Genomic DNA, 20,177 nt, shown 5'->3' on the forward strand with positions numbered 1-20,177 from the left:
TTCGCATCCCGTTCCCCCATCCACCGACCACCGAAGGAGCATCTCCATGGCAGCAGAAAAGCACGCGAGCGTTCACTGGGAAGGCGCCGGCAAGACCGGCAAGGGCCAGGTCAGCACCGAGACCGGCGCACTCAAGGACTACCCCTATGGCTTCGCCAGCCGTTTCGAGGACGACCGGCGCGGCACCAACCCCGAGGAGATCGTGGGCGCCGCGCACGCGGCCTGCTTCACGATGGCCTTCGCTTTCGCGCTCGAGAAGGAAGGCCTGGCCGCCACGAAGATCGACACCCGCGCGGCCGTGCGCCTGGCCAAGGACGGCGAGGGCTTCAAGATCGACCGCATCGCGCTCGAGCTCGACGCCGCCGTGCCCAACCTCGACGAGGCGAAGTTCCAGCAGATCGCCGCGGCCGCCAAGGCCGGCTGCCCGCTGTCGAAGGCGCTCGCGAGCGTGCCCGAGATCACGCTGAAGGCGACGCTGGCCGGCTGAGGGCCTTGCCTATGATTGTCTCCTCACCAGGAACGAGGAGACGGATCATGAGCAACAACACCCTGCGGACCGCGCTCGCGGTCCTGTCGCTGGCCGTGAGCACGGCCGCCACGGCCGCCTTTCCCGACAAGCCGATCAAGGTCGTGATCGGCTTCCCGGCCGGCGGCCCGCTCGACCAGCATGCGCGCCTGCTGACCGACAAGCTGCAGGCGGCGCTGGGCCAGCCGCTGATCGTGGACTACAAGCCCGGCGCGGGCGGCTCGGTCGGCGCCGACGCGGTCGCCAAGAGCCCGGCCGACGGCTACACGCTGATGCTCGCGAACACCGGCGTGGCCGTGATCAACGGCGCGCTCTACAGCAAGCTGCCCTACGACACGCAGCGCGACTTCGTGCCGATCGCGCGCACCGCGATGCAGCCGCTGGCGCTGCTGGTCACGCCCAAGCTGCCGGTGCAGAACCTCAGGCAGTTCATCGACTACGCGAAGGCGCGGCCGGGCCAGGTCAATTACGGCTCGGCCGGCAACGGCGGCATCAGCCACCTGGTGCCCGAGATGTTCAAGACCGCGACCGGCATCTTCATGGTCCACATCCCCTACCGCGGCAGCGCGCCGGCCTTCACCGACCTGATGGGCGGCCAGGTGCAGTTCATGGCCGAATCGATCCCGCAGGCCGCCAACTACCACAAGCAGGGCAAGGTGCGCGCACTGGCCGTGACCAGCCGCGAGCGCAATCCCGCGCTGCCCGACATCCCGACCGTGGCCGAATCGGGCGTGAAGGGTTTCGAGGTGGTGGGCTTCTACGGCTTCTTCGCGCCCAAGGACACGCCCAAGGACGTAGTGGCCAAGCTCAGCGAGGCCTTCAAGCAGGTGCTGACCAGCGCCGAGGTGCGCGAGCGCATGGTGAGCCAGGGCGCCGATCCGGCCTTCCTGGGCAGCGAGGAGTTCGCGCGCTTCCTGGCGACCGAGACGCCGCGCTGGCGCGAGGCGGTGAAGGCTTCGGGGGCGCGGATGGATTGAGCTGGCTGGGGCAGCCTGCCGCTTCGAAGCGCAGGGGGGTGGAGGCCTGAGATACGCCGGGGGCGCGTGCACAGGACAGCGGGTACTTCCCTCCGCGAATGTCCCCCGGCCTTCGGCCTCCTCCTTGATTTCGCTGCGGGAAGCACCCGCTGCCCTGTGCACGAAGGCGCTGCGGTGGTGCCGGCCGCACAGCAACCGTTGCGTCCAGGCTCACGTCGATGGGGTACTCCCCGCAGCGAAATAAAGGAGGAGCCGAAGGCGGGGGACATTCGCGGAGGGGAGTACCCCATCGGCGTGAGCCCGTCCCTCCGGGCGCGAGAACCAGCTTCAGCATGCCCGAAACACCCGCACCACCAGCGCACGCCGCCAGCCCATTTCGGTGCACACATCTTGCATACCAGTTGGCACGGAAGCTGCTGGTATGCAGGCGAATGTCTACCTCCGCTTCCGAAATCAGTGCGCGCATCGTCGAGGCGGTGATGGCGCAGAAGCTCGCGCCGGGTTCGCGCCTGGGCGAGCAGCAGCTCGCGATGCTGTTCGACTGCAGCCGCACCATCGTGCGCGAGGCGCTCACGCGGCTGGCGGCGCGCGGCATCGTCACCGTGAGCGCGCGGCGCGGCTGGTTCGTGATCGAGCCCTCGCAGGACGAGGCGCGCGAGGCCTTCGAGGCGCGGCGCGTGATCGAGCTCGGGCTGATCCGAAGCGCGGGCAGCGCCGGCAAGCTCCAGAAGAGCGCGCTGCGCCAGCTGAAGACGCACCTGCAGCGCGAGAAGGCCGCGCTCAAGGAAAGCGACGTCGGCAACCGCAGCTTCCTGCTCGGCGACTTCCACGTCTGCCTGGCCGAATGCCTGGGCAACACGCTGCTGGCCGACACGCTGCGCGACTACACGGCGCGCACCACGCTGATCGCCATGCTCTACCAATCCACGCACGACGCGGTGCAGTCCTGCGAGGACCACGTGCAGATCGTCGCGGCGCTCGAGCGCGGCGACCATGCCGCCGCCGAGGCCCTGATGGCCGAGCACATCGGCACGGTGCAGTCGGCCCTGCGCGTGCAGGCGCCCGCCGATCCGCTGGCCCAGCTGCGCGATGCGCTGGCGCCGCTCCAGAACACGGCCACCACGCCCGCCCCCCGAAGCAAGCGCCGCAAGCCCGGCGCGGCCCCCGATCCCGACTCTTCGACTTACCTAGGAGCCCTGCTATGACCTTCCTCGCATCCAAACGCCGCGTCGCCCTCGCGCTCGCCTCCCTCGCCATGCTGGCCTCGGCCGGCGGTGCCTACGCCCAGAACGCGCTCGACAACGTGCTCAAGGCGAAGACCATCAAGATCGCCGTGCCCACCGACTACCCGCCCTATGGCTCGGTCGACAAGAACATGAAGCCGCAGGGCCTCGACGTCGAGATGGCCGAGCTCATCGCCGCCAAGCTCGGCGTGAAGGTCGAGCTGGTGCCCGTGACCAGCGCCAACCGCATTCCGTACCTGCAGACCAGGAAGGCCGACCTCGTGATCTCCACGCTCGGCAAGAACGCGGAGCGCGAGAAGGTGATCGACTTCTCGTCGGCCTATGCGCCCTTCTTCCAGGCCGTGTACGCCGCCAAGAGCATGAAGCTCGTCAGCTTCGCCGACATGGCCGGCAAGACCGTGGCCGTGACGCGCGGCGCGATGGAGGACCAGGAGCTCAACAAGGTGGCGCCGCCGAACGTCGACTACCGCCGCTTCGAGGACAACAACGCGACCATCGCGGCCTTCGTCGCGGGCCAGACCCAGACCCTCGCGACCAGCGCGGCCGTCGCCGGCGACATGCTCGCCAAGAACCCGAAGGTCAGCGCCGAGTTCAAGCTGCTGCTCAAGGACAGCCCCTGCTTCGTCGGCATCGCCAAGGGCGAGACCGCGCTCAAGACCAGGGTCAACGAGATCATCGCGACGGCCAAGAAGGACGGCACGCTCGACGCCCTGTCGAAGAAGTGGCTCGGCAAGGCCGCCGGCGACCTGCCGGTCTGATCGAACGGCGCGGCCATGGGCATCGAATTCGACTTTGGCGCCGTGCTCGCCGAATGGCCGCTGCTGCTGCGCGGCATCGCGTGGACCATCGGCCTCACCGCCGTGGGCACCGTGCTGGGCATGGGCGTCGGCACCTTCTGCGCCTGGGCGCGCGCCGACGGCCCGCGCTGGCTGCGCGCCATCGTGGGCACCTACGTGGAGCTGATCCGCAACACGCCCTTCATCGTGCAGCTGTTCTTCATCTTCTTCGGGCTGCCGGCCGCGGGCGTCAAGCTCACGCCCGAGGTCGCTTCGGTGATCGCGATGGTGCTGAACCTCGGCGCCTATTCCACCGAGATCATCCGCGCCGGCATCGAGGCCACGCCCAAGGGCCAGATCGAGGCCGCCGTGAGCCTGGCGCTGAGCCGCTCGCAGGTGTTCCTGCGCGTGGTGCTGCCGCCGGCGCTCAAGAAGGTGTGGCCTGCGATGGTGAGCCAGATCGTCATCGTGATGCTGGGCTCGGCCGTGTGCGGGCAGATCTCGACCGAGGAGCTGAGCTACGCGGCCAACCTGATCCAGAGCCGCAACTTCCGCGCCTTCGAGGCCTTCATCGTCGCCACGCTGATCTACCTCGCGCTCTCGGTGGCGCTGCGGCGGCTGCTCGACTGGGCCGGTCCCCGCTTCTTCTTCGGCCGCTGAATCCGCCATGACCGATTTCTCCCTCTGGGACATCCTGCGCAACCTGCTGCTGGCGCTGCGCTGGACCGTCGTGCTCTCGCTCATCGCCTTCGTCGGCGGCGGCATCGTGGGCGCGCTGCTGCTGTTCCTGCGCCTGCGCGGCGGCCGGGCCGTCGGCAAGGCCGTGGGCCTCTACGTGCAACTGTTCCAGGGCACGCCGCTGCTGATGCAGCTGTTCCTGGCCTACTTCGGCATCGCGCTGTTCGGCATCGACGTGTCGGCATGGACCGCGGCCAGCGTGGCGCTCACGCTCTACACCAGCGCCTTCCTCACCGAGATCTGGCGCGGCTGCGTGGCCTCGATCCCGAAGGGGCAGTGGGAGGCCTCGGGCAGCCTCGCCCTGAGCTTCGGCGAGCAACTGCGCCACGTGATCCTGCCGCAGGCCGTGAGGATCGCGATCGCGCCCACCGTGGGCTTCCTGGTGCAGGTCATCAAGGGCACGGCGCTGGCGTCGGTCATCGGCTTCGTCGAACTCACCAAGGCCGGCAGCATGATCTCCAACGCCACCTTCCAGCCCTTCGTGGTGTTCAGCTGCGTGGCCCTGCTCTATTTCGTGCTGTGCTTTCCCGTGAGCCTGTACGCCAAGACCCTCGAGAGGAAAACCCATGGCCGCCGTGCTTGAACCGCAACAACAACCCGCCGTCGCGGTGGGCGCCCCCATCGTGCGCATCACCGCGCTGCGCAAGTCCTACGGCAGCAACGAGGTGCTCAAGGGCATCGACCTCGACGTCAAGCGCGGCGAGGTGATCGCCATCATCGGCAAGAGCGGCTCGGGCAAGAGCACGCTGCTGCGCTGCATCAACGGCCTCGAGGTGTTCCAGGAAGGCTCGCTCACCGTCGACGGCAAGCCGCTGCTGCACGAGAGCGCGATGGCGATGCGCGAGCTGCGCCAGCGCGTGGGCATGATCTTCCAGGGCTTCAACCTGTTCCCGCACCTCACGGTCGGCAAGAACGTGATGCTCGCGCCCACGCTGGTGAAGAAGCGCTCGTCGCTCGAGGCCGCCTCGCAGGCGCGCAAGCTGCTCACGCGCGTGGGCCTGGCCGAGAAGTTCGACGCCATGCCCGACCAGCTCTCGGGCGGCCAGCAGCAGCGCGTGGCGATCGCGCGCGCGCTGGCCATGGAACCGGGCGTGCTGCTGTGCGACGAGATCACCTCGGCGCTCGACCCCGAGCTGGTGGGCGAGGTGCTGCGCGTGGTCGAGTCGCTGGCCGACGAGGGCATGACCCTGCTGATGGTCACGCACGAGATGAACTTCGCGCGCAAGGTGGCCGACCGCGTGATCTTCATGCACCAGGGCCGCGTGCACGAGATGGGACCGCCCACCGAGCTGTTCGCGAACCCGCGCACGCCCGAGCTGCGGCAGTTCCTGTCGTCGCTGCACGACTGAAGCGCGCGGCCGTGGGCTATGCTCGGCCCATGGCCTGCCCGCGCATCATCGCGTCGATCATTCGCACCATTTCGAAGATGGTGGGTTGACGCACGGTTCCTCGAGTTCATGCCATGCAACCCGCCCCAGAAGGCGGGTTTTTCGTTTTCCGGGGCGCTGCTTCCAAGCCCACCACCCTCCGGAGAAAACGAAATGACAGCGATCCCCTCCACCCCCGTGCTGCACATGGTCTGCGGCAAGATCGGCGCGGGCAAGTCCACGCTCGCGCGCCGGCTCGCCGCGGCACCCGCCACCGTGCTCGTGAGCGAGGACGCCTGGCTCGCGGCGCTCTACCCGGGCGAGATCCGCGAACTGCCCGACTACGTGCGCTGCGCGGGCCGCCTGAAGCAGGCCATCGAGGGCCACCTCGCGGCGCTGCTCGCGGCCGGCGTGTCGGTGGTGCTCGACTTCCCGGCCAACACGGTCGCGAACCGGCGCTGGATGCGCGGCATCTTCGAAGCGGCCGGCGCGGCGCACGTGCTGCACCTGCTCGAGCTGCCCAACGCGGTCTGCAAGCAGCGCCTGCGAGAGCGCAACGCGAGCGGCACGCATCCCTTCGAGACCAGCGAGGCGCAGTTCGACCTGATCAGCAGCCACTTCGCCGCGCCTTCCGCGGCCGAAGGCTTCACGGTGCGGCGGCACGGCTGAAAACCCATGCCCCGGGGCGAGCGCTTCATCTAGAATTAATGAGAAACGTTCTCATTAATCTCGACCCATGCCAGGCCGCTGGCGAAGAGGGAATGCCGCCATGCCTGCCGCCGAATCCGCCATGCACGAGGAAGTGCGGTCGCTCTATGGCGAGCACCATGGGTGGCTGCAGGGCTGGCTGCGGCGCAAGCTCGGCGATTCCTTCGCCGCGGCCGACCTGGCACAGGACACCTTCGTCAGCGTCATCACGACCGGCACCGCGGCCGGCATCCGCGAGCCGCGCCCCTTCCTCGCCACCATCGCGCGGCGGCTGATCGCGCACCGGCATCGCCGGCAGGTGCTCGAACAGAGCTACCTCGAGGCGCTGGCCGCGCTGCCGCAGGAGATGGCGCCCTCGCCCGAGGTGCAGCTGCTGGCCATCGAGGCGCTGCACCAGGTCGATCGCGTGCTCGACAGCCTGCCGCCGGCCGCGAAGGAAGCCTTCCTGCTGGCCCATCTCGAAGGCCTGAGCTACGCGCAGATCGCCGAGCGGCTCGGCGTATCGGCCAGCTCGGTCAAGCAGTACCTGTCGCGCGCCAACCGCCAGTGCTTCTTCGGCCTGGCCGACTGAGATGCGCAGCGCCCCCCTCGACACCGCCACCGCCCTGCCCTTCGGCGAACGCGCCGCCGACGAGGCCGCGGAATGGCTCACGCTGCTGATGTCGGGCGAAGCCACGGAAGACGACCGCCGGCGCTGGCAGCAATGGCGCCGCGGCCATCCGGACCACGAGCGCGCGTGGCAGCACATCGAGAGCTTCAGCGCGCGCCTCAAGGGCCTGCATCCGGCGGCCGCCCATGCCGCGCTCGCCTCCGGCCGCACGCCCGCGCCGCGGCGCAAGGCGCTGCGCGCGCTGCTGTGGCTCGGCGCGGCCGGCGCCACGGGCGTGCTCGCCTCGCGCACGCAAACCTGGCAGCAGACGGTGGCCGATTTCCGCACCGGCACCGGCGAGCAGCGCGACCTGTCGCTGCCCGACGGCACGCGCCTCACGCTCGGCACGGCCAGCGCCATCGACGTGCGCTTCGACGACCGGCAGCGGCTGGTGCGGCTGGTGGCAGGCGAAGTGCTGATCGTCACCGGCCACGACCGCCCCGACAGCCCGCCCTTCGTGGTCGACACCGCCCAGGGACGGATCCGCGCACTCGGCACGCGCTTCAGCGTGCGCCAGGACGAGGGCCGCAGCCGTGTCGCCGTGCTCGAGAGCGCGGTCGAGATCACGCCCGCGGACGCCGCGGCCGCGCCGGTACGGCTGCGCGCCGGCGAACGCGCGAGCTTCGGCCGCGGCGAGGTCGACCCGATCGCCGCGGTGGATGCGCAGACCACGGCCTGGACGCTCGGCCAGCTCATCGCCGACGACATGCGCCTGGACGACTTCCTGGCCGAACTCGGCCGCTACCGGCCCGGCATCGTGCGCTGCGACCCGGCCGTGGCCGGGCTGCGCTTGTCGGGCGTGTTCCCGCTGGCCGACACCGAGCGCATCCTCTCGATGCTGCCGAGCGTGCTGCCGGTGCAGGTGCGGCTGCGCACCCGCTTCTGGGCGACGGTGGAGGCCGTTCAATAACCGTCGGCCGAAAAAATTTTCGTCATCGCCTGCCCGATTTGCTTTCTCGCGGCACCTGTCAAGTGAGGGCTTCTTTTTCAGCAATCACTTCGAGAGACCACCATGCCGACCAACGGGCGCCAGCCGCGACACCAGAAGAACAAGCATCCAGCTCAGGGAATTTCAGCCACGGCGCTGTGCGGCCTCGCGCTGCTGAGCGCGCAGATGGGCCTGCCGGGCACGGCCCGCGCCCAGGCACCGCAGGCACAGGCCGCGCGCCAGACCTATGACGTTCCGGCCGGTCCGCTCGCGCCGGCGCTGCGCAGCTTCGCGAGCGCGGCCAACCTGCCGCTGAGCTTCGTCGCCGAGCAGACCGACGGCAAGCGCACGGCCGGCCTGCGCGGCCCCTTCACGCCGCAGGAGGCGCTGGCCGCGCTGCTGGCCGGCACCGGCTTGCAGGCGCTGCGGCTGGACAACGGTGGCTACGTGCTGCGCAGCCAGCCCGCGCCCACAGAACCCGCGCCCACCGCGCCCGTCACGGGCAGCGGCAGCCTTCCCGCCGTGCAGGTGAACGCAAACGCCGAGCGCGAAAGCGGCAACGGCCCCGTACCCGGCTATGCCGCGCGCATCAGCGGCACGGCCACCAAGACCGACACGCCGCTGATCGAGGTGCCGCAATCGGTGTCGGTGATCGGCCGCGAGGAAATGGAGGCGCGCGGCGCGCAGGACGTGATGGAGGCGCTGCGCTACACGCCCGGCGTGACCACCAGCACCTACGGTCCCGACAACCGCGGCTGGGAGTACGTGCTGCTGCGCGGCTTCAATTCGTCGACCACCGGCGTCTACCGCGACGGGCTGGCCCAGGCCTCCTTCGTTCCCACCTACTACCTGACCGAGCCCTATGCGCTGGAGCGCGTGGAGGTGCTGCGCGGCCCGGCGTCGATGGTGTTCGGCCAAGCCGACGCGGGCGGCATCGTCAACCGCGTGAGCAAGCAGCCCACGGGCGAGCGGATCCGCGAGATCGAGCTGCAGTACGGCAGCTACCAGCGCCAGCAGCTGGCCTTCGACCTCGGCGACCGGATCGGCAGCGACGCTGTGCTGAGCTACCGGCTGGTCGGCCTGAGCCTCGACAGCAACGACCAGGACCGCTACCCCGACGGCCGCCGGCTCAACCACACGCGCACCTACATCGCGCCCTCGCTGCGCTGGCAGCCGAACGCGGGCACCTCGCTGACCGTGCTGGCCGAGTTCCTGCGCAACAACACGGCCGAGGATCCCTACTACCTGACGCAGAACTACGCCCTCTCCTCGATCAAGGTGGGCGACCACAGCTTCGGCCAGCTCAAGCAGACGCAAGGCGCCATCGGCTACCGCTTCGAGACCGCCCTGGGCGACCAGTGGACCCTGCGCCAGAACTTCCGCTACAGCCGCGTCGACCCGAGCCGGCGCGTGGTCTGGGCCGATGCGCTGGGCGAGGACCAGCACACGCTGTCGCGCATCGCCAGGACCTGGCGCGACCCCGTGAACCTCGCGACGCTCGACACCAGCGTGCAGGGCAGGCTGCAGCATGGCGATGTGCAGCACACGCTGCTGCTGGGCGTCGACTACAGCGACCAGAAGGGCCGGCAACGGCGCTTCATCGGCCCGGCGCCCAGCCTCGACCTGCTCGCGCCCGTCTATGGCCAGCCCGTGGCACTGCCCACCGAGCCGCTCGCCAACCTCGACCAGTCGACGCGCCAGCTCGGCTTCTATGCGCAGGACCAGCTCAAGTTCGGCGAGCGCTGGGTGCTCACGCTCGGCGGCCGCCAGGACCGCGTGCGCCAGGTCACCGACGACCATCTCGACAGCAGCCGCTCCCGCAAATCCGACAGCGCCTTCAGCGGCCGGGCCGGCCTCAGCTACCTGCTGGGCAACGGCTGGGCGCCCTACCTGAGCTACGTCACCTCCTTCCTGCCCAACAGCGGCACCGATGCGAACAACGAGGCCTTCCGGCCCAGCCGCGGCAAGCAGGTCGAGCTCGGCCTCAAGTTCCAGCCCGCGGGTTCGCGCAGCCTGTTCACCGCGGCCGCCTTCGACCTGCGCAAGACCAACGTGGTCACCTACGACCCCGCGACCTTCGAGGGGCGCCAGATCGGCAGGCAGCGCTCGCGCGGCATCGAGCTCGAAGCCAAGGGCGAACTCGCGCCGGGCCTGAACATCGCGGCGGCCTACACCTGGCTCGACATGAAGGTGCTCGCCAGTGCCGACCCCGACGAGATCGGCAAGATCCCGCCGCTGGTGCCCAAGCAGTCGGCCTCGGTCTGGCTCGACTACACGCTGGGCAACGGGCTGGGTTTCGGCGGCGGCGTGCGCTACGTCGGCAAGCGCCAGAACGACGAGCACAACACCAGCGCCGAACGCGGCGTGACGCTGCTCGACGCGGCCCTGCACTACGAGCGCGGCCCGTGGCGCGTGGCGCTCAACGTCTCCAACCTGGCGGACAAGAAGTACAACTCGATCTGCTACCACGGCGAGTGCTACCAGGGCACGCGCCGCACGGCGACGCTCACGGCACGCTATCGCTGGCAGTGAGGACCGCGGCGGCGGGCCGCTATGCTTCGCACCCCATGCAGATCGAACCCGCCCGCCCCGAGGAAGCCCCCACCGTCGTCGCCGTGCTGCACGAGGCCGCGCAATGGCTGGTCGACGAAGGCCGCACCCTGTGGTCGGGGCCGGAGATCGCGCCCGCGCGCATCGAGCGCGACTGCGCAGCCGGCGGCTACTTCATCGCGCGCATCGATGGCCAGGTGGCCGGCGTGGTCCGGCTCGACCTCGAGGACCCGTATTTCTGGCCCGAGATCGAGGCCGGCAGCTCGCTCTACGTGCACAAGCTCGCGGTGCGCCGCGGCTTCGCCGGGCAAGGCGTGTCGAACGCCTTGCTGGTGTTCGCGCGCGAACGGGCGACGGCGCTCGGCAAGCGCCACCTGCGGCTCGACTGCGTGGCCGACCGCGCGCCGCTGCGCCGCCTGTACGAGCGCTTCGGCTTCGCGCTGCACAGCGAGATCCGCAAGGACTTCGGCCTCTTCGCGCGCTACGAGTTGCCGCTGGGCTGATCCTCAGGCCGCGGCGTGCTGCGCGATGACCTGCGCGCGCTGCAGCCGTTCGATCTCCTCATCACCGAAATCGAACTCACGCAGCACCTCGTGGGTCTGCTCGCCCACGCGCGGCGCGGCCGAGCGCGCATGCGGCGACACGCCGTCGAAGTGCAGCGGCAGCCCGAGCGAGCGCGTGGTGCCGCCCTCGGCATGGTCGACCTCCACCACCATCGACACCGCGCTCGATTGCGGATGCTCGAGCGCCTGCTTCACGTCGTGCACCGGTCCCACCGGCACGCCGGCGCGGTCGAGGCGCTCGATCCAGTGGTCCGCGCCGTGCGGCGCCAGCGCCTGCGTGATCAGCGCCTCGAGCGCGGCCTGGTGCGCGAGCCGGTCGCGGCCCGTGCGAAAGCGCGGGTCGTCCACCCACTCGGGATGGCCCAGCACCTCGGCGATGCGCTGCCAGTTGGCCTGGTTGCCGCCGCCGATCGCGATCGCGCCCTCGGCGCAGCGGAAGGTCTGGTAGGGCGCGATCAGCGGATGGGCGGTGCCCATCGGCCGCGCGATGGCGCCGCTCGAGAAGTAGGCCGCGGCGAACCAGTACATCTGCTGCAGCGAGGCCTGCAGCAGCGAGGTCTCGACCTTGCTGCCGATGCCGGTGCGCAGCCGCCGCACATAGGCCGAGAGGCTGCCGAGCGCGGCCAGGATGCCGGCATTGATGTCGGCGACCGAGTTGCCGGGCTTGGCCTGCTCGCCGCCGAGGCTGCCGGTGACGCTGATCAGGCCCGAGAAGGCCTGCAGCACCAGGTCGAAGCCGCCCTTGTCGCTCAGCGGGCCGTTGGGGCCGTAGCCGCTGATCGAGCAGTAGACGAGGCCGGGGTTCGCGGCGCGCAGCTGCTCGTAGCCGAGGCCGAGCGCATCGAGCTTTCCGCGCCGGAAGTTCTCGGTGACGATGTCGCAGCGCGCCGCGAGCCGGCGGATCACGTCCTGCCCGGCCGGCTGGCGGATGTCGACCGCCACCGAGCGCTTGCCGCGGTTGAGCATCACGAACGATGGCGCGAGCCCCGGGTCGTTGGGCCGTGCATAGCCGCGCGCATCGTCGCCGGCCGGAAACTTCTCGATCTTGATGACCTCGGCGCCCATGTCGGCCAGCATCAGGCCGCAGATCGGGCCGGCCATGATCTGCGACAGCTCGAGCACGCGCACGCCGGCCAGCGGCAGCGCGGCGGGGTCCGGTGGCGGCATTCCGTGCGCCACGCTCAATGGCCCTCGAAGCGCGGCGCGCGGTTCTCGGCGAAGGCCGCCAGGGCCTCGTGCAGGTCGCGCGTGCGCAGGCTGGCGACATGCGCCTGCTGCGCGGCGGCCTCGTCGTACTGCTGGCGCGCGGTCTCGTTGAGCGTGCGCTTCATCGTGACCAGCGGGATCGGCGCCACCGCGAGCAGCTCGTCGAGCCAGGTGCGCAGCTCGGCATCGAGCGCCTCGGGCGCGACCAGCGCATCGAGGTAGCCCACGCGCAGCATCTCCTCGGCCTGGATCGCGCGCGAGGTCAGGAACAGCTTCTTGGCCGCGCCGAGCCCCAGCCGCGAGACCCAGCGGCGGATGCCGTGGCCGTAGTAGTGCAGGCCCAGGCGCGAGGCCGGCATGAACATGCGCATGCCCTGCACGCCGAGACGGAAGTCGCAGGCCAGCGCGAGGTCGGTGGCGCCGCCGTAGACCGGCCCGTGCAGCCGCGCGATGGTGACCGCGCGCGCGTTCTCGATCTCGTCGGTGAACTGCTCGAACAGGTTCTCGCCGGTGGCCGCGGCCTTGCCCAGGCGCGAGAGGTCGAAGCCCGAGCTGAAGCTCTTGCCCGTGCTCGCGAACACGATCACGCGCACCGCGGGATCGGCGTCGAGCTGGCGCAGGTAGCCGCGCAGCACCGGCAGGTCGTCGGGCTCGATGCGGTTGTGGCTGCCGGGGCGGCGCAGCGTGATGGTGGCGACGGCGCCGTCGATGGCGAGCAGCGGCGGCGCGGCGGTGTCGGCCGCGGGGTCCTGGAGGGTCGTGGTCATGCGTGAAGGTCCTTGGAGAGGAAGAGAAAAAAGGAAAAGGGGCGGGTCAATCGAAACGGAGTTGCTGCTCGCGGATCACCTGGCCCCACTTGCGGAAGTCGGTCGCGACCAGCTCGGCGGCCGCCTCGGGCGGGCCGGCCTCGATGTCGCTGCCCGTGGCCAGGAGACGTTCGCGCACCGCGGGCGTCTGCAGGGCGGCGTTGAGCGCCGCGTTGAGCCGTCGCACCACGGGCGCCGGCAGGCCCTTGGGCGCGGCCAGCACGAACCAGCCCTGCGCGTCGTAGCCGGGCAGGCCCTGCGCCGCCACGGTCTTCACGCCCGGCAGCGCCGGCACCTCGCGCGCCGAGGTCACGGCGATGGCGCGTGCCCGGCCGCCCTGCACCACCGGCACGGCGGGCGCGATGGTGGCGAACGAGACCGCGACCGCGCCGCCCATCAGGTCGTTCATGGCCGGTGCCGCGCCCTTGTAGGGCACGTGCATCAGGTCGCTGTGGCTCGCGGCCTTGAGCAGCTCGCCCGCCAGGTGGTGGATGGTGCCGTTGCCCGAGCTGGAATAGGCCAGCTGCCCCGGCTGCGCGCGTGCCAGCGCCAGCAGTTCGGGCAGGGTGCGCGCGGGCACCGAGGGATTCACCAGCACCACCAGCGGCGACTTCGAGACCACGCCCAGGTAGCTGAAGTCGCTGCGCGGGTCGTAGGGCACCTTGCGCGCGTTCGGGATGATGGTCAGCGGCGCGCCGTCGATCAGGCCCAGGGTGTAGCCGTCGGGCGCGGCGGTCTTGACGGCCTCGGCGCCGATCGCGCCGCCGGCGCCGGGCCTGTAGTCCACCACCACCGGCTGGCCCAGCGCCTTCTCCATCACCGGCGCGAGGTCGCGCGCCACCGCGTCGGCCGCGCCGCCGGGCGTGTAGCCGAGCACCAGCCGCAGCGGGCGGGTCGGCGACCAGCTTTCCTGCGCATGCAAAAATCCGGGCGCACCCAGCAGAAATGCAGAACCGGCCACCACGACCTTCCAAAGCAGTCTTGAAAACACCACGCGTCTCCGTTTAAATATTTATAAACGAGTTCAGTATATTTTCAGATCACATCCGTATGCAACCCGGTAGAAGCCCCGTTGCCAGCCCGACGCTGGCCGAATCGATCCGCCTGTCGATCATCGAAAGCCTGGCCAGCGGCCTGCTGCAGCCTGGCCAGCCCATCGACGAGCGCGGACTCAGCGAGCGTTTCGAGGTCTCGCGCACCCCGATCCGCGAGGCCATCCTCCAGCTGGCGGCCCAGGGCTTCGTGGTGATGGAACCGCGCAGCGGCGCCTCGGTGCCGCGGCTGTCGATCCAGCTGCTGCGCGAGCTGCTGGAACTGCTCGGCGAGCTCGAGGGCGCGGCCGCCAAGTTCGCCGCCAAGCGCATGCGCCCGACCGAGAAGAAGGCGCTGGAAGAGGCGCTGGCCGCCTGCGCCGAGGCCTCGGCGCGCGACGACGCGCTGGCCTACCGCGATGCCAACGACCATTTCCACGACCTGATCTACGCGGCCTGCCGCAACGAGACGCTGGTCGACCAGATCCGCGCGCTGCGCACCCGCTGCGCCGCCTACACCGCCAACCGCTTCGATTCGCCGGGCCGCATGCAGCGCTCGGCGCGCGAGCACGCGGCCATCACCGAGGCGCTGCTGCGCAGCGATCCGGCCGAGGCGCAGGCGGCGATGCTGGTCCACATCTCGATCGGCGGCAGCGACTTCGCGGAGTTCGTGAGCGGGTTGCCGCAAGACCTGTTGCACGCTTGAACGGGCCCTGTCCGGCCAGCGTTGCCGGTGACGTCCTGCAACCAATCGGGCGCGAACTCGCGCGCCTGTGGCAAGCTCCCACCGCCATGCAAAGCCGCTGCTCCATGCCCTCCTCCCCGATCCGCCCGACCCGTCTGACCCGCCGCCGCGCGCTGGGCGCCCTGCTCGGCGCCTGCGCGCTCCAGGCGCCGTTCGCCGCCTTCGCGGGCTTCAACTTCTTCACCAGCGAATACACCGCGAGCCGCGACGAGCTGCAGGCGCAGATCGCGCGCCGCTTCCCGGTGGCCGAGCGCTATGCCGAGCTGTTCACGGTCGGGCTGCGCGATCCGCAGCTGGGCCTGGACGCGGGCACCAACCGCGCCGCGATCACCGCCACGCTGACCATCGCGAGCCCGCTGCTCGGCGGCGCGCCGGTGCAGGGCACGGTGGCGGTCAGCAGCGCGCTCAAGTACGACGCCGCCACGCGCGCGCTGCGGCTCGACCAGCCCAAGGCCGAGCGCATCGAGCTGCAGGGCCTGGGCGGGCGCGATGGCGAGCGGCTGCAGCGCGTGGGCGCGCTGGTGGCGCAGGAACTGCTGCAGGGCCAGCCGCTGCGCACCTTCAAGCCCGAGGAACTCACCGTCGGGCGCAAGACCTACGAGATCGGCGACATCACGGTGCTCGCCGACGGCATCAAGGTGCAACTCAAATGACACATCGCAGACGCACGCTCCTGCTCGCCCTGGGCGCCACGGCCGCGCTCGCCGCGGGCTGCACCGGCTTCGCGCCCACGCCGCGCACGCGCTTCGACCTCGAGGCCCACCGCGGCGGCCGCGGCCTCGCGCCCGAGAACACGCTGGCGGCCTTCTCCAACGCCATCGACCTCGGCGTGACCACGCTCGAGCTCGACATCGGCCTGAGCGCCGACGGCGTGGTGGTGGTGTCGCACGACACGGCCCTCAACCCCGACCACACGCGCGACGCCGCCGGCCAGTGGCTCGCGCCCGCGAACGGCCGCAGCGGGCCCACGATCCGCTCGCTCACGCTGGCGCAGCTGCAGGGCTACGACGTGGGCCGGCTCAATCCCTCGAGCAGCTATGGCCGCCAGTTCGCGCTGCAGCTGCCGCGCGACGGCGAACGCATCCCGACGCTCGAGGCGGTGTTCGACCTGGTGCGCGCGCGCGGCCCGGCCGCGGCCACCGTGCGCTTCAACATCGAGACCAAGATCGACCCGACTCGGCCTGACGAGACGGCCGCGCCCGAGCCCATGGTGCGCGCGCTGCTCGCGGTCATCGACAAGGCGCAGATGGCCGAGCGCGTGACCGTGCAGAGCTTCGACTGGCGCACGCTGGCGCTGGTGGGCCAATGGGCGCCCGCGATGTCGCGCGCCTACCTGAGCACGCCGCGCACGCTGAAGGACAAGCGCTGGACCGCCGGGCTCGATGCCGCGGGCTTCGGCTCCACGCCGCAGCTCGTGAAGGCCGCGGCCGGCACCAGTGGCGGTCCGCTCGTCTGGTCGCCGGCCTTCGCCGACCTCGACGCGGCGCAGGTGAAGGAAGCGCAGGGCCTCGGCATGAAGGTGCTGCCCTGGACCGTGAACCAGCGCGCCGACATGATCCGGCTGATGGACCTGGGCGTGGACGGCATCATCACCGACTACCCCGACGTGCTGCGCGACCTGGTGCGCGAACGCGGGCTGCCGCTGCCGCCCTCGGGAAGGAGCGCCTCGTGAGCGCCGCGCTGCAACAGCTCGACACCATCGCCGGGCACATCGACGCGCTGCGCCGCCAGGGCGGCGGCCCCGCCGGCCTGCTGTCGGACCAGGCACGCGGCAGCGCCGCGCTGCTGGCCGCCCTGCCGCCGCGCTATGGCGAGGTGCTGCTGAACCTGCTCGACCGGCTCGAATCGAGCGCGCTGTTCAGTGAGGAAAGCTGCTCGTTCAGCCAGAAAGATTTGCTCGACAACCTGTCGTTGTGGGTGGACAAGGCCCGCGCGCAGCTCGGCGGCTGAGGCACGCGGTTTATCATCGGCCCTCCATGCGCACCCTGTTCCTCGCCCTCATGATCGCCCTGCTGCCGGTTCGCGGCTGGCTCGGCGACGCGATGGCGATCGAGATGGTGCGGCATTCGATGCCCGCGGCCGAGGCCGTCGCCGGCGTGGCACAGGCGGCCACCGAAGCGCACTGCCACGAGGCCGGCGACATGGCCATGACGGCCATGGACAACGCCTCGCACGCCGACCACGCGATGGCCGACACCCACGGCGACGGCAGCGACAGCGACCACGCCAGCCACCAGGGCTGCGGCACCTGCACCGCCTGCCAGGTCTGCCACTCGGTGGCACTCGGCGGCACCGAACTCAGGGGCATCGCGCACGACGCCCCCCAGGCCGCGCCCGCGGCCCCGGCGGCTCGCTTCGCGAGCACCGAGCCCTTCCTGGGCTTGAAGCCGCCCATTTCCTGATCTCCCTGCCCGTAGTCCGTCCGCGGTGAGCCCTTGCCGGCTCGCGGCGTCGATCGTATTGCTCATGGAGATCGAGCGTGAACCCTATCGTTCGCCGGCACCTGGCCGGCCCCTTTCCCTTTCGCTGTCGAACAACTGACGCGCTGCCCCGGCGCGCCCTCGTATTCGCCAGTGCCCTGTTTCTGGCCGGCTGCGCCAGCCTCTCGCCCGACGGCGGCACCGCCGACGTGCAGGCCCTGGTCGCGGGCAATCCCCTGATGGCGGGCCAGCCGGCCCAGCGCATGCCCGACGAGGCTTCGCGCAAAAGCGTCGATGCGCTGCTCGCCAGGCCGCTCGACGCCGAGGGCGCCGTGCGCATCGCGCTGGTCAACGGCCCGCGCGTGCAGGACGCCTTCGCCACCCTGCAGCTGAGCGACGCCGACCGCGTGCAGGCCGCGAGCCTGCCGAACCCGGTGCTCTCGTTCAGCCGGCTGGCGCAGGGCCGCGAGCGCGGACTCGAGCGCATGCTGAGCTTCAACGTGATCGGCCTGGTCACGCTGCCGTGGCAGGCGCGCTGGGCCGGCCAGCGCCACGAGGCCGCCAAGCTGCAGGCCGCGCAGAGCGTGCTGCTGCTGGCCGCCGACACGCGCCGCGCCTGGGTGCGCGCGGTGGCGGCGCAGCAGAGCGTGGTCTACCTGCGCGATGCCAGGGAGGCGGCCGAGGCCGGCGCCGAGCTCGCGCACCGCATGGCCCAGGTCGGCAACTGGAGCGCGCTGCAGCGCACGCGCGAACAGCTGCTGCTGGCCGATGCCGCGGCGCAGCTCGCGCGTGCCGAGCAGGCCGCCGTGGCCTCGCGCGAACAGCTCACGCGGCTGCTGGGCCTGGCGGGCGAACGCACCGCCTACACCCTGCCCGACCGCCTGCCGCCACTGCCCCAGGCCGCGCCCGAGCTCGGCGACGTGCAGGCGCGCGCGCTGCGCGACCGGCTCGACGTGCGCTCGGCGCAGGCGCAGAACACGGCCGTGGCCGATTCGCTGGGCCTCGTGCACGCCACGCGCGTCATCAATGCGATGGAGCTCGGCGTGGTGCGCAACACCACCTTCGAGAACGATGCCGACCGTTCGCGCGCCACGCAGCGCGGCTTCGAGCTCGACCTGCCGCTGCCGCTGTTCGACTGGGGCCAGGCACGCACCGGCCGCGCCGAGGCGCAGTACATGCAGTCGGCCGCGCGCGTGCGCGACGTGGGCGTGCTGGCCACGAGCGAGGCGCGCGAGGCCTGGCGCGGCTGGAACACCGCCTATGGCCTGGCGCGGCGCTACCGCGACGAGGTGCTGCCGCTGCGCAGGAAGGTCAACGAGGAGATGGTGCTGCGCTACAACGGCATGCTCGCGAGCGTGTGGGAGCTGCTCGCCGAGACGCGCGCGAGCATGCTCGCGGTGAACGCCGGCATCGAGGCGCAGCGCGACTTCTGGCTGGCCGACACCGACCTGCAACTGGTGCTCACGGGCAGTTCGCCCGGCGGCATGACGGCGCTGCAGACCGCGGCCGCCAGCGACGCCCCCGCGGCGGGAGGACATTGAGATGAACCGCCGCAATTTCTTCGCGGGCGCCGCCACGGCCGTGGCCGCCACCACCGTCAGCCGCGTCTCGATGGCCGCGCTGCCCGAGCCCGTCTCGCAGAGCTCCACCGCCACGGCCGCACCGCTGGTGCCGCCGAACGGCCGGCCCTACAACCCCGTCGTCACGCTCAACGGCTGGACCCTGCCCTGGCGCATGAACGCCGGCGTCAAGGAATTCCACCTGGTCGCCGAGCCGGTGGTGCGCGAGATGGCGCCGGGCTTCAAGGTCAACATGTGGGGCTACAACGGCCAGTCGCCGGGACCGACCATCGAGGTGGTCGAGGGCGACCGGCTGCGCATCTTCGTGACCAACCGGCTGCCCGAGCACACCACCGTGCACTGGCACGGCCAGCGCCTGCCCAACGGCATGGACGGCGTGGGCGGCATCACGCAGCCGCAGATCCCGCCGGGCAAGACCTTCGTCTACGAGTTCACGGCGCGCCGCCCCGGCACCTTCATGTACCACCCGCATGCCGACGAGATGGTGCAGATGGCGATGGGGATGATGGGCTTCTGGGTCACGCACCCGAAGGCCGATCACCCGCTGATCGAGAAGGTCGATCGCGACTTCTGCTTCCTGCTCGGCAGCTTCGACGTGGAGCCCGGCAGCGCCACGCCCAAGGTCAGCACCATGACCGACTTCAACCTCTGGAGCTTCAACAGCCGCGTGTTCCCGGCCATCGACACGCTCAACGTGCGCCGCGGCGACCGCGTGCGCATCCGAGTGGGCAACCTCACGATGACCAACCACCCGGTCCACATCCACGGCCACGAGTTCGAGGTGACCGGCACCGACGGCGGCCCCGTGCCGCGCACCGCGCGCTGGCCCGAGGTGTCGGTCGACGTGGCGGTGGGCCAGATGCGGCAGATGGAGTTCATCGCCGACGAGGAAGGCGACTGGGCGCTGCACTGCCACAAGGCGCACCACACCATGGGGCCGATGGGCCACGAGGTGCCGACCATGATCGGCGTGGACCACAAGGGCGTGGCCGAGAAGATCCGCAAGCTGGTGCCCGACTACATGGTGATGGGCGACAAGGGCATGGCCGACATGGGCGAGATGGAGATGCCCATTCCCGACAACACGGTGCCGATGATGACCGGCACCGGCCCCTTCGGTTCGGCCGAGATGGGCGGCATGTTCACGCTGCTCAAGGTGCGGCGCGACCAGAAGCCCGGCGACTACCGCGACCCGGGCTGGTTCAAGCATCCGCCGGGCACGGTCGCGCGCGAAGTGCCGAACGCCAACGTGCCGCCGGCCCCGCGCGCGAAGGCAACGGCCCCATCGGCCGCCGAACCCGATGCCAGCGTGCGCAAGCCCTTGGGCCACGGCGCGCACCAGCACTGAGTTCGCTCATCCTCT

Annotated in this window: 22 protein-coding genes; 19 read left to right on the forward strand and 3 right to left on the reverse strand. The window is 70.7% G+C overall.

What is annotated here, in order from left to right; all coding sequences use genetic code 11:
* The first annotated feature begins 46 nt into the window (after positions 1 to 46).
* From BM109_RS01580 to BM109_RS01635, 12 genes are all read left to right on the forward strand, one after another.
* A complete protein-coding gene (locus BM109_RS01580; protein ID WP_057596490.1) occupies positions 47 to 487 on the forward strand; it encodes an OsmC family protein in 441 nt (146 codons plus the stop codon).
* Between the two features lie 47 nt (positions 488 to 534).
* On the forward strand, positions 535 to 1,503 hold the full coding sequence (locus BM109_RS01585; protein WP_093339994.1) for a Bug family tripartite tricarboxylate transporter substrate binding protein: 969 nt from the start codon (positions 535 to 537) through the stop codon (positions 1,501 to 1,503).
* A gap of 431 nt (positions 1,504 to 1,934) precedes the next feature.
* Positions 1,935 to 2,708, forward strand: a complete 774-nt coding sequence (locus BM109_RS01590) for a GntR family transcriptional regulator (protein WP_093339997.1) — start codon at positions 1,935 to 1,937, stop codon at positions 2,706 to 2,708.
* Positions 2,705 to 3,505: a transporter substrate-binding domain-containing protein gene (locus BM109_RS01595; protein WP_093339999.1), complete on the forward strand. Its 801-nt coding sequence runs from the start codon at positions 2,705 to 2,707 to the stop codon at positions 3,503 to 3,505. The genes BM109_RS01590 and BM109_RS01595 overlap by 4 nt, the downstream gene beginning before the upstream one ends.
* A gap of 15 nt (positions 3,506 to 3,520) precedes the next feature.
* On the forward strand, positions 3,521 to 4,183 hold the full coding sequence (locus tag BM109_RS01600) for an amino acid ABC transporter permease (RefSeq protein ID WP_093340002.1): 663 nt from the start codon (positions 3,521 to 3,523) through the stop codon (positions 4,181 to 4,183).
* Between the two features lie 7 nt (positions 4,184 to 4,190).
* On the forward strand, positions 4,191 to 4,844 hold the full coding sequence (locus BM109_RS01605; RefSeq protein WP_093340005.1) for an amino acid ABC transporter permease: 654 nt from the start codon (positions 4,191 to 4,193) through the stop codon (positions 4,842 to 4,844).
* Positions 4,828 to 5,610, forward strand: coding sequence for an amino acid ABC transporter ATP-binding protein (locus tag BM109_RS01610; protein ID WP_093340007.1), 783 nt, complete (start codon positions 4,828 to 4,830; stop codon positions 5,608 to 5,610). The genes BM109_RS01605 and BM109_RS01610 overlap by 17 nt, the downstream gene beginning before the upstream one ends.
* A gap of 192 nt (positions 5,611 to 5,802) precedes the next feature.
* A complete protein-coding gene (locus BM109_RS01615; protein ID WP_093340009.1) occupies positions 5,803 to 6,297 on the forward strand; it encodes a P-loop nucleotide/nucleoside kinase family protein in 495 nt (164 codons plus the stop codon).
* Positions 6,298 to 6,397: 100 nt separating this feature from the next.
* Positions 6,398 to 6,907: a sigma-70 family RNA polymerase sigma factor gene (locus BM109_RS01620; RefSeq protein WP_093340011.1), complete on the forward strand. Its 510-nt coding sequence runs from the start codon at positions 6,398 to 6,400 to the stop codon at positions 6,905 to 6,907.
* 1 nt (position 6,908) lies between these two features.
* Positions 6,909 to 7,895 (forward strand): FecR domain-containing protein, encoded by a 987-nt coding sequence (locus BM109_RS01625; RefSeq protein ID WP_093340013.1) that lies wholly within the window; start codon positions 6,909 to 6,911, stop codon positions 7,893 to 7,895.
* 102 nt (positions 7,896 to 7,997) lie between these two features.
* Entirely contained in the window at positions 7,998 to 10,445 is a 2,448-nt protein-coding gene (locus BM109_RS01630; RefSeq protein ID WP_256222260.1) for a TonB-dependent siderophore receptor, read from the forward strand.
* 35 nt (positions 10,446 to 10,480) lie between these two features.
* Positions 10,481 to 10,966, forward strand: coding sequence for a GNAT family N-acetyltransferase (locus BM109_RS01635; RefSeq protein WP_093340014.1), 486 nt, complete (start codon positions 10,481 to 10,483; stop codon positions 10,964 to 10,966).
* A 3-nt stretch (positions 10,967 to 10,969) separates the two neighbouring features.
* Here BM109_RS01635 and BM109_RS01640 read toward each other — a convergent pair whose 3' ends face one another.
* The 3 genes from BM109_RS01640 to BM109_RS01650 are packed head-to-tail and all read right to left on the reverse strand — an operon-like array spanning position 10,970 to position 13,999.
* Entirely contained in the window at positions 10,970 to 12,193 is a 1,224-nt protein-coding gene (locus tag BM109_RS01640; RefSeq protein ID WP_093340016.1) for a CaiB/BaiF CoA transferase family protein, read from the reverse strand.
* A 14-nt stretch (positions 12,194 to 12,207) separates the two neighbouring features.
* The gene (locus BM109_RS01645) at positions 12,208 to 12,999 is read right to left on the reverse strand and encodes an enoyl-CoA hydratase/isomerase family protein (protein WP_057596478.1); all 792 of its coding nucleotides are present in this window, start codon (positions 12,997 to 12,999) and stop codon (positions 12,208 to 12,210) included.
* A gap of 46 nt (positions 13,000 to 13,045) precedes the next feature.
* Complete coding sequence (locus BM109_RS01650) at positions 13,046 to 13,999, reverse strand: tripartite tricarboxylate transporter substrate-binding protein (RefSeq protein WP_143129053.1); 954 nt, start codon at positions 13,997 to 13,999, stop codon at positions 13,046 to 13,048.
* An 89-nt stretch (positions 14,000 to 14,088) separates the two neighbouring features.
* On the opposite strand from BM109_RS01650, the gene BM109_RS01655 reads away from it, so the two are divergent.
* From BM109_RS01655 to BM109_RS01685, 7 genes are all read left to right on the forward strand, one after another.
* A complete protein-coding gene (locus BM109_RS01655; RefSeq protein ID WP_093340019.1) occupies positions 14,089 to 14,775 on the forward strand; it encodes a GntR family transcriptional regulator in 687 nt (228 codons plus the stop codon).
* A 104-nt stretch (positions 14,776 to 14,879) separates the two neighbouring features.
* A complete protein-coding gene (locus BM109_RS01660; RefSeq protein ID WP_093340021.1) occupies positions 14,880 to 15,467 on the forward strand; it encodes a DUF1439 domain-containing protein in 588 nt (195 codons plus the stop codon).
* Positions 15,464 to 16,486 (forward strand): glycerophosphodiester phosphodiesterase, encoded by a 1,023-nt coding sequence (locus BM109_RS01665; protein ID WP_093340022.1) that lies wholly within the window; start codon positions 15,464 to 15,466, stop codon positions 16,484 to 16,486. Before BM109_RS01660 ends, BM109_RS01665 begins: the two co-directional genes overlap by 4 nt.
* Positions 16,487 to 16,512: 26 nt before the next feature.
* The gene (locus tag BM109_RS01670; RefSeq protein WP_371268778.1) at positions 16,513 to 16,764 is read left to right on the forward strand and encodes a hypothetical protein; all 252 of its coding nucleotides are present in this window, start codon (positions 16,513 to 16,515) and stop codon (positions 16,762 to 16,764) included.
* Between the two features lie 26 nt (positions 16,765 to 16,790).
* Positions 16,791 to 17,216 (forward strand): hypothetical protein, encoded by a 426-nt coding sequence (locus tag BM109_RS01675; protein ID WP_093340025.1) that lies wholly within the window; start codon positions 16,791 to 16,793, stop codon positions 17,214 to 17,216.
* A gap of 77 nt (positions 17,217 to 17,293) precedes the next feature.
* Positions 17,294 to 18,775: a TolC family protein gene (locus BM109_RS01680; RefSeq protein ID WP_093340027.1), complete on the forward strand. Its 1,482-nt coding sequence runs from the start codon at positions 17,294 to 17,296 to the stop codon at positions 18,773 to 18,775.
* A gap of 1 nt (position 18,776) precedes the next feature.
* Positions 18,777 to 20,162 (forward strand): multicopper oxidase family protein, encoded by a 1,386-nt coding sequence (locus BM109_RS01685; RefSeq protein ID WP_093340028.1) that lies wholly within the window; start codon positions 18,777 to 18,779, stop codon positions 20,160 to 20,162.
* Positions 20,163 to 20,177: the final 15 nt, after the last annotated feature.

Origin of the sequence: Variovorax sp. PDC80 (assembly GCF_900115375.1) — a bacterium.
Lineage (GTDB): Bacteria > Pseudomonadota > Gammaproteobacteria > Burkholderiales > Burkholderiaceae_C > Variovorax.

Excerpts from the sequence above, each read along its gene's own strand:
- BM109_RS01580 (WP_057596490.1), top strand. The coding sequence starts at position 47 with ATGGCAGCAGAAAAGCACGCGAGCGTTCACTGGGAAGGCGCCGGCAAG.
- BM109_RS01585 (WP_093339994.1), top strand. The coding sequence starts at position 535 with ATGAGCAACAACACCCTGCGGACCGCGCTCGCGGTCCTGTCGCTGGCC.
- BM109_RS01590 (WP_093339997.1), top strand. The coding sequence starts at position 1,935 with ATGTCTACCTCCGCTTCCGAAATCAGTGCGCGCATCGTCGAGGCGGTG.
- BM109_RS01595 (WP_093339999.1), top strand. The coding sequence starts at position 2,705 with ATGACCTTCCTCGCATCCAAACGCCGCGTCGCCCTCGCGCTCGCCTCC.
- BM109_RS01600 (WP_093340002.1), top strand. The coding sequence starts at position 3,521 with ATGGGCATCGAATTCGACTTTGGCGCCGTGCTCGCCGAATGGCCGCTG.
- BM109_RS01605 (WP_093340005.1), top strand. The coding sequence starts at position 4,191 with ATGACCGATTTCTCCCTCTGGGACATCCTGCGCAACCTGCTGCTGGCG.
- BM109_RS01610 (WP_093340007.1), top strand. The coding sequence starts at position 4,828 with ATGGCCGCCGTGCTTGAACCGCAACAACAACCCGCCGTCGCGGTGGGC.
- BM109_RS01615 (WP_093340009.1), top strand. The coding sequence starts at position 5,803 with ATGACAGCGATCCCCTCCACCCCCGTGCTGCACATGGTCTGCGGCAAG.
- BM109_RS01620 (WP_093340011.1), top strand. The coding sequence starts at position 6,398 with ATGCCTGCCGCCGAATCCGCCATGCACGAGGAAGTGCGGTCGCTCTAT.
- BM109_RS01625 (WP_093340013.1), top strand. The coding sequence starts at position 6,909 with ATGCGCAGCGCCCCCCTCGACACCGCCACCGCCCTGCCCTTCGGCGAA.
- BM109_RS01630 (WP_256222260.1), top strand. The coding sequence starts at position 7,998 with ATGCCGACCAACGGGCGCCAGCCGCGACACCAGAAGAACAAGCATCCA.
- BM109_RS01635 (WP_093340014.1), top strand. The coding sequence starts at position 10,481 with ATGCAGATCGAACCCGCCCGCCCCGAGGAAGCCCCCACCGTCGTCGCC.
- BM109_RS01640 (WP_093340016.1), bottom strand. The coding sequence starts at position 12,193 with ATGCCGCCACCGGACCCCGCCGCGCTGCCGCTGGCCGGCGTGCGCGTG.
- BM109_RS01645 (WP_057596478.1), bottom strand. The coding sequence starts at position 12,999 with ATGACCACGACCCTCCAGGACCCCGCGGCCGACACCGCCGCGCCGCCG.
- BM109_RS01655 (WP_093340019.1), top strand. The coding sequence starts at position 14,089 with ATGCAACCCGGTAGAAGCCCCGTTGCCAGCCCGACGCTGGCCGAATCG.
- BM109_RS01660 (WP_093340021.1), top strand. The coding sequence starts at position 14,880 with ATGCCCTCCTCCCCGATCCGCCCGACCCGTCTGACCCGCCGCCGCGCG.
- BM109_RS01665 (WP_093340022.1), top strand. The coding sequence starts at position 15,464 with ATGACACATCGCAGACGCACGCTCCTGCTCGCCCTGGGCGCCACGGCC.
- BM109_RS01675 (WP_093340025.1), top strand. The coding sequence starts at position 16,791 with ATGCGCACCCTGTTCCTCGCCCTCATGATCGCCCTGCTGCCGGTTCGC.
- BM109_RS01685 (WP_093340028.1), top strand. The coding sequence starts at position 18,777 with ATGAACCGCCGCAATTTCTTCGCGGGCGCCGCCACGGCCGTGGCCGCC.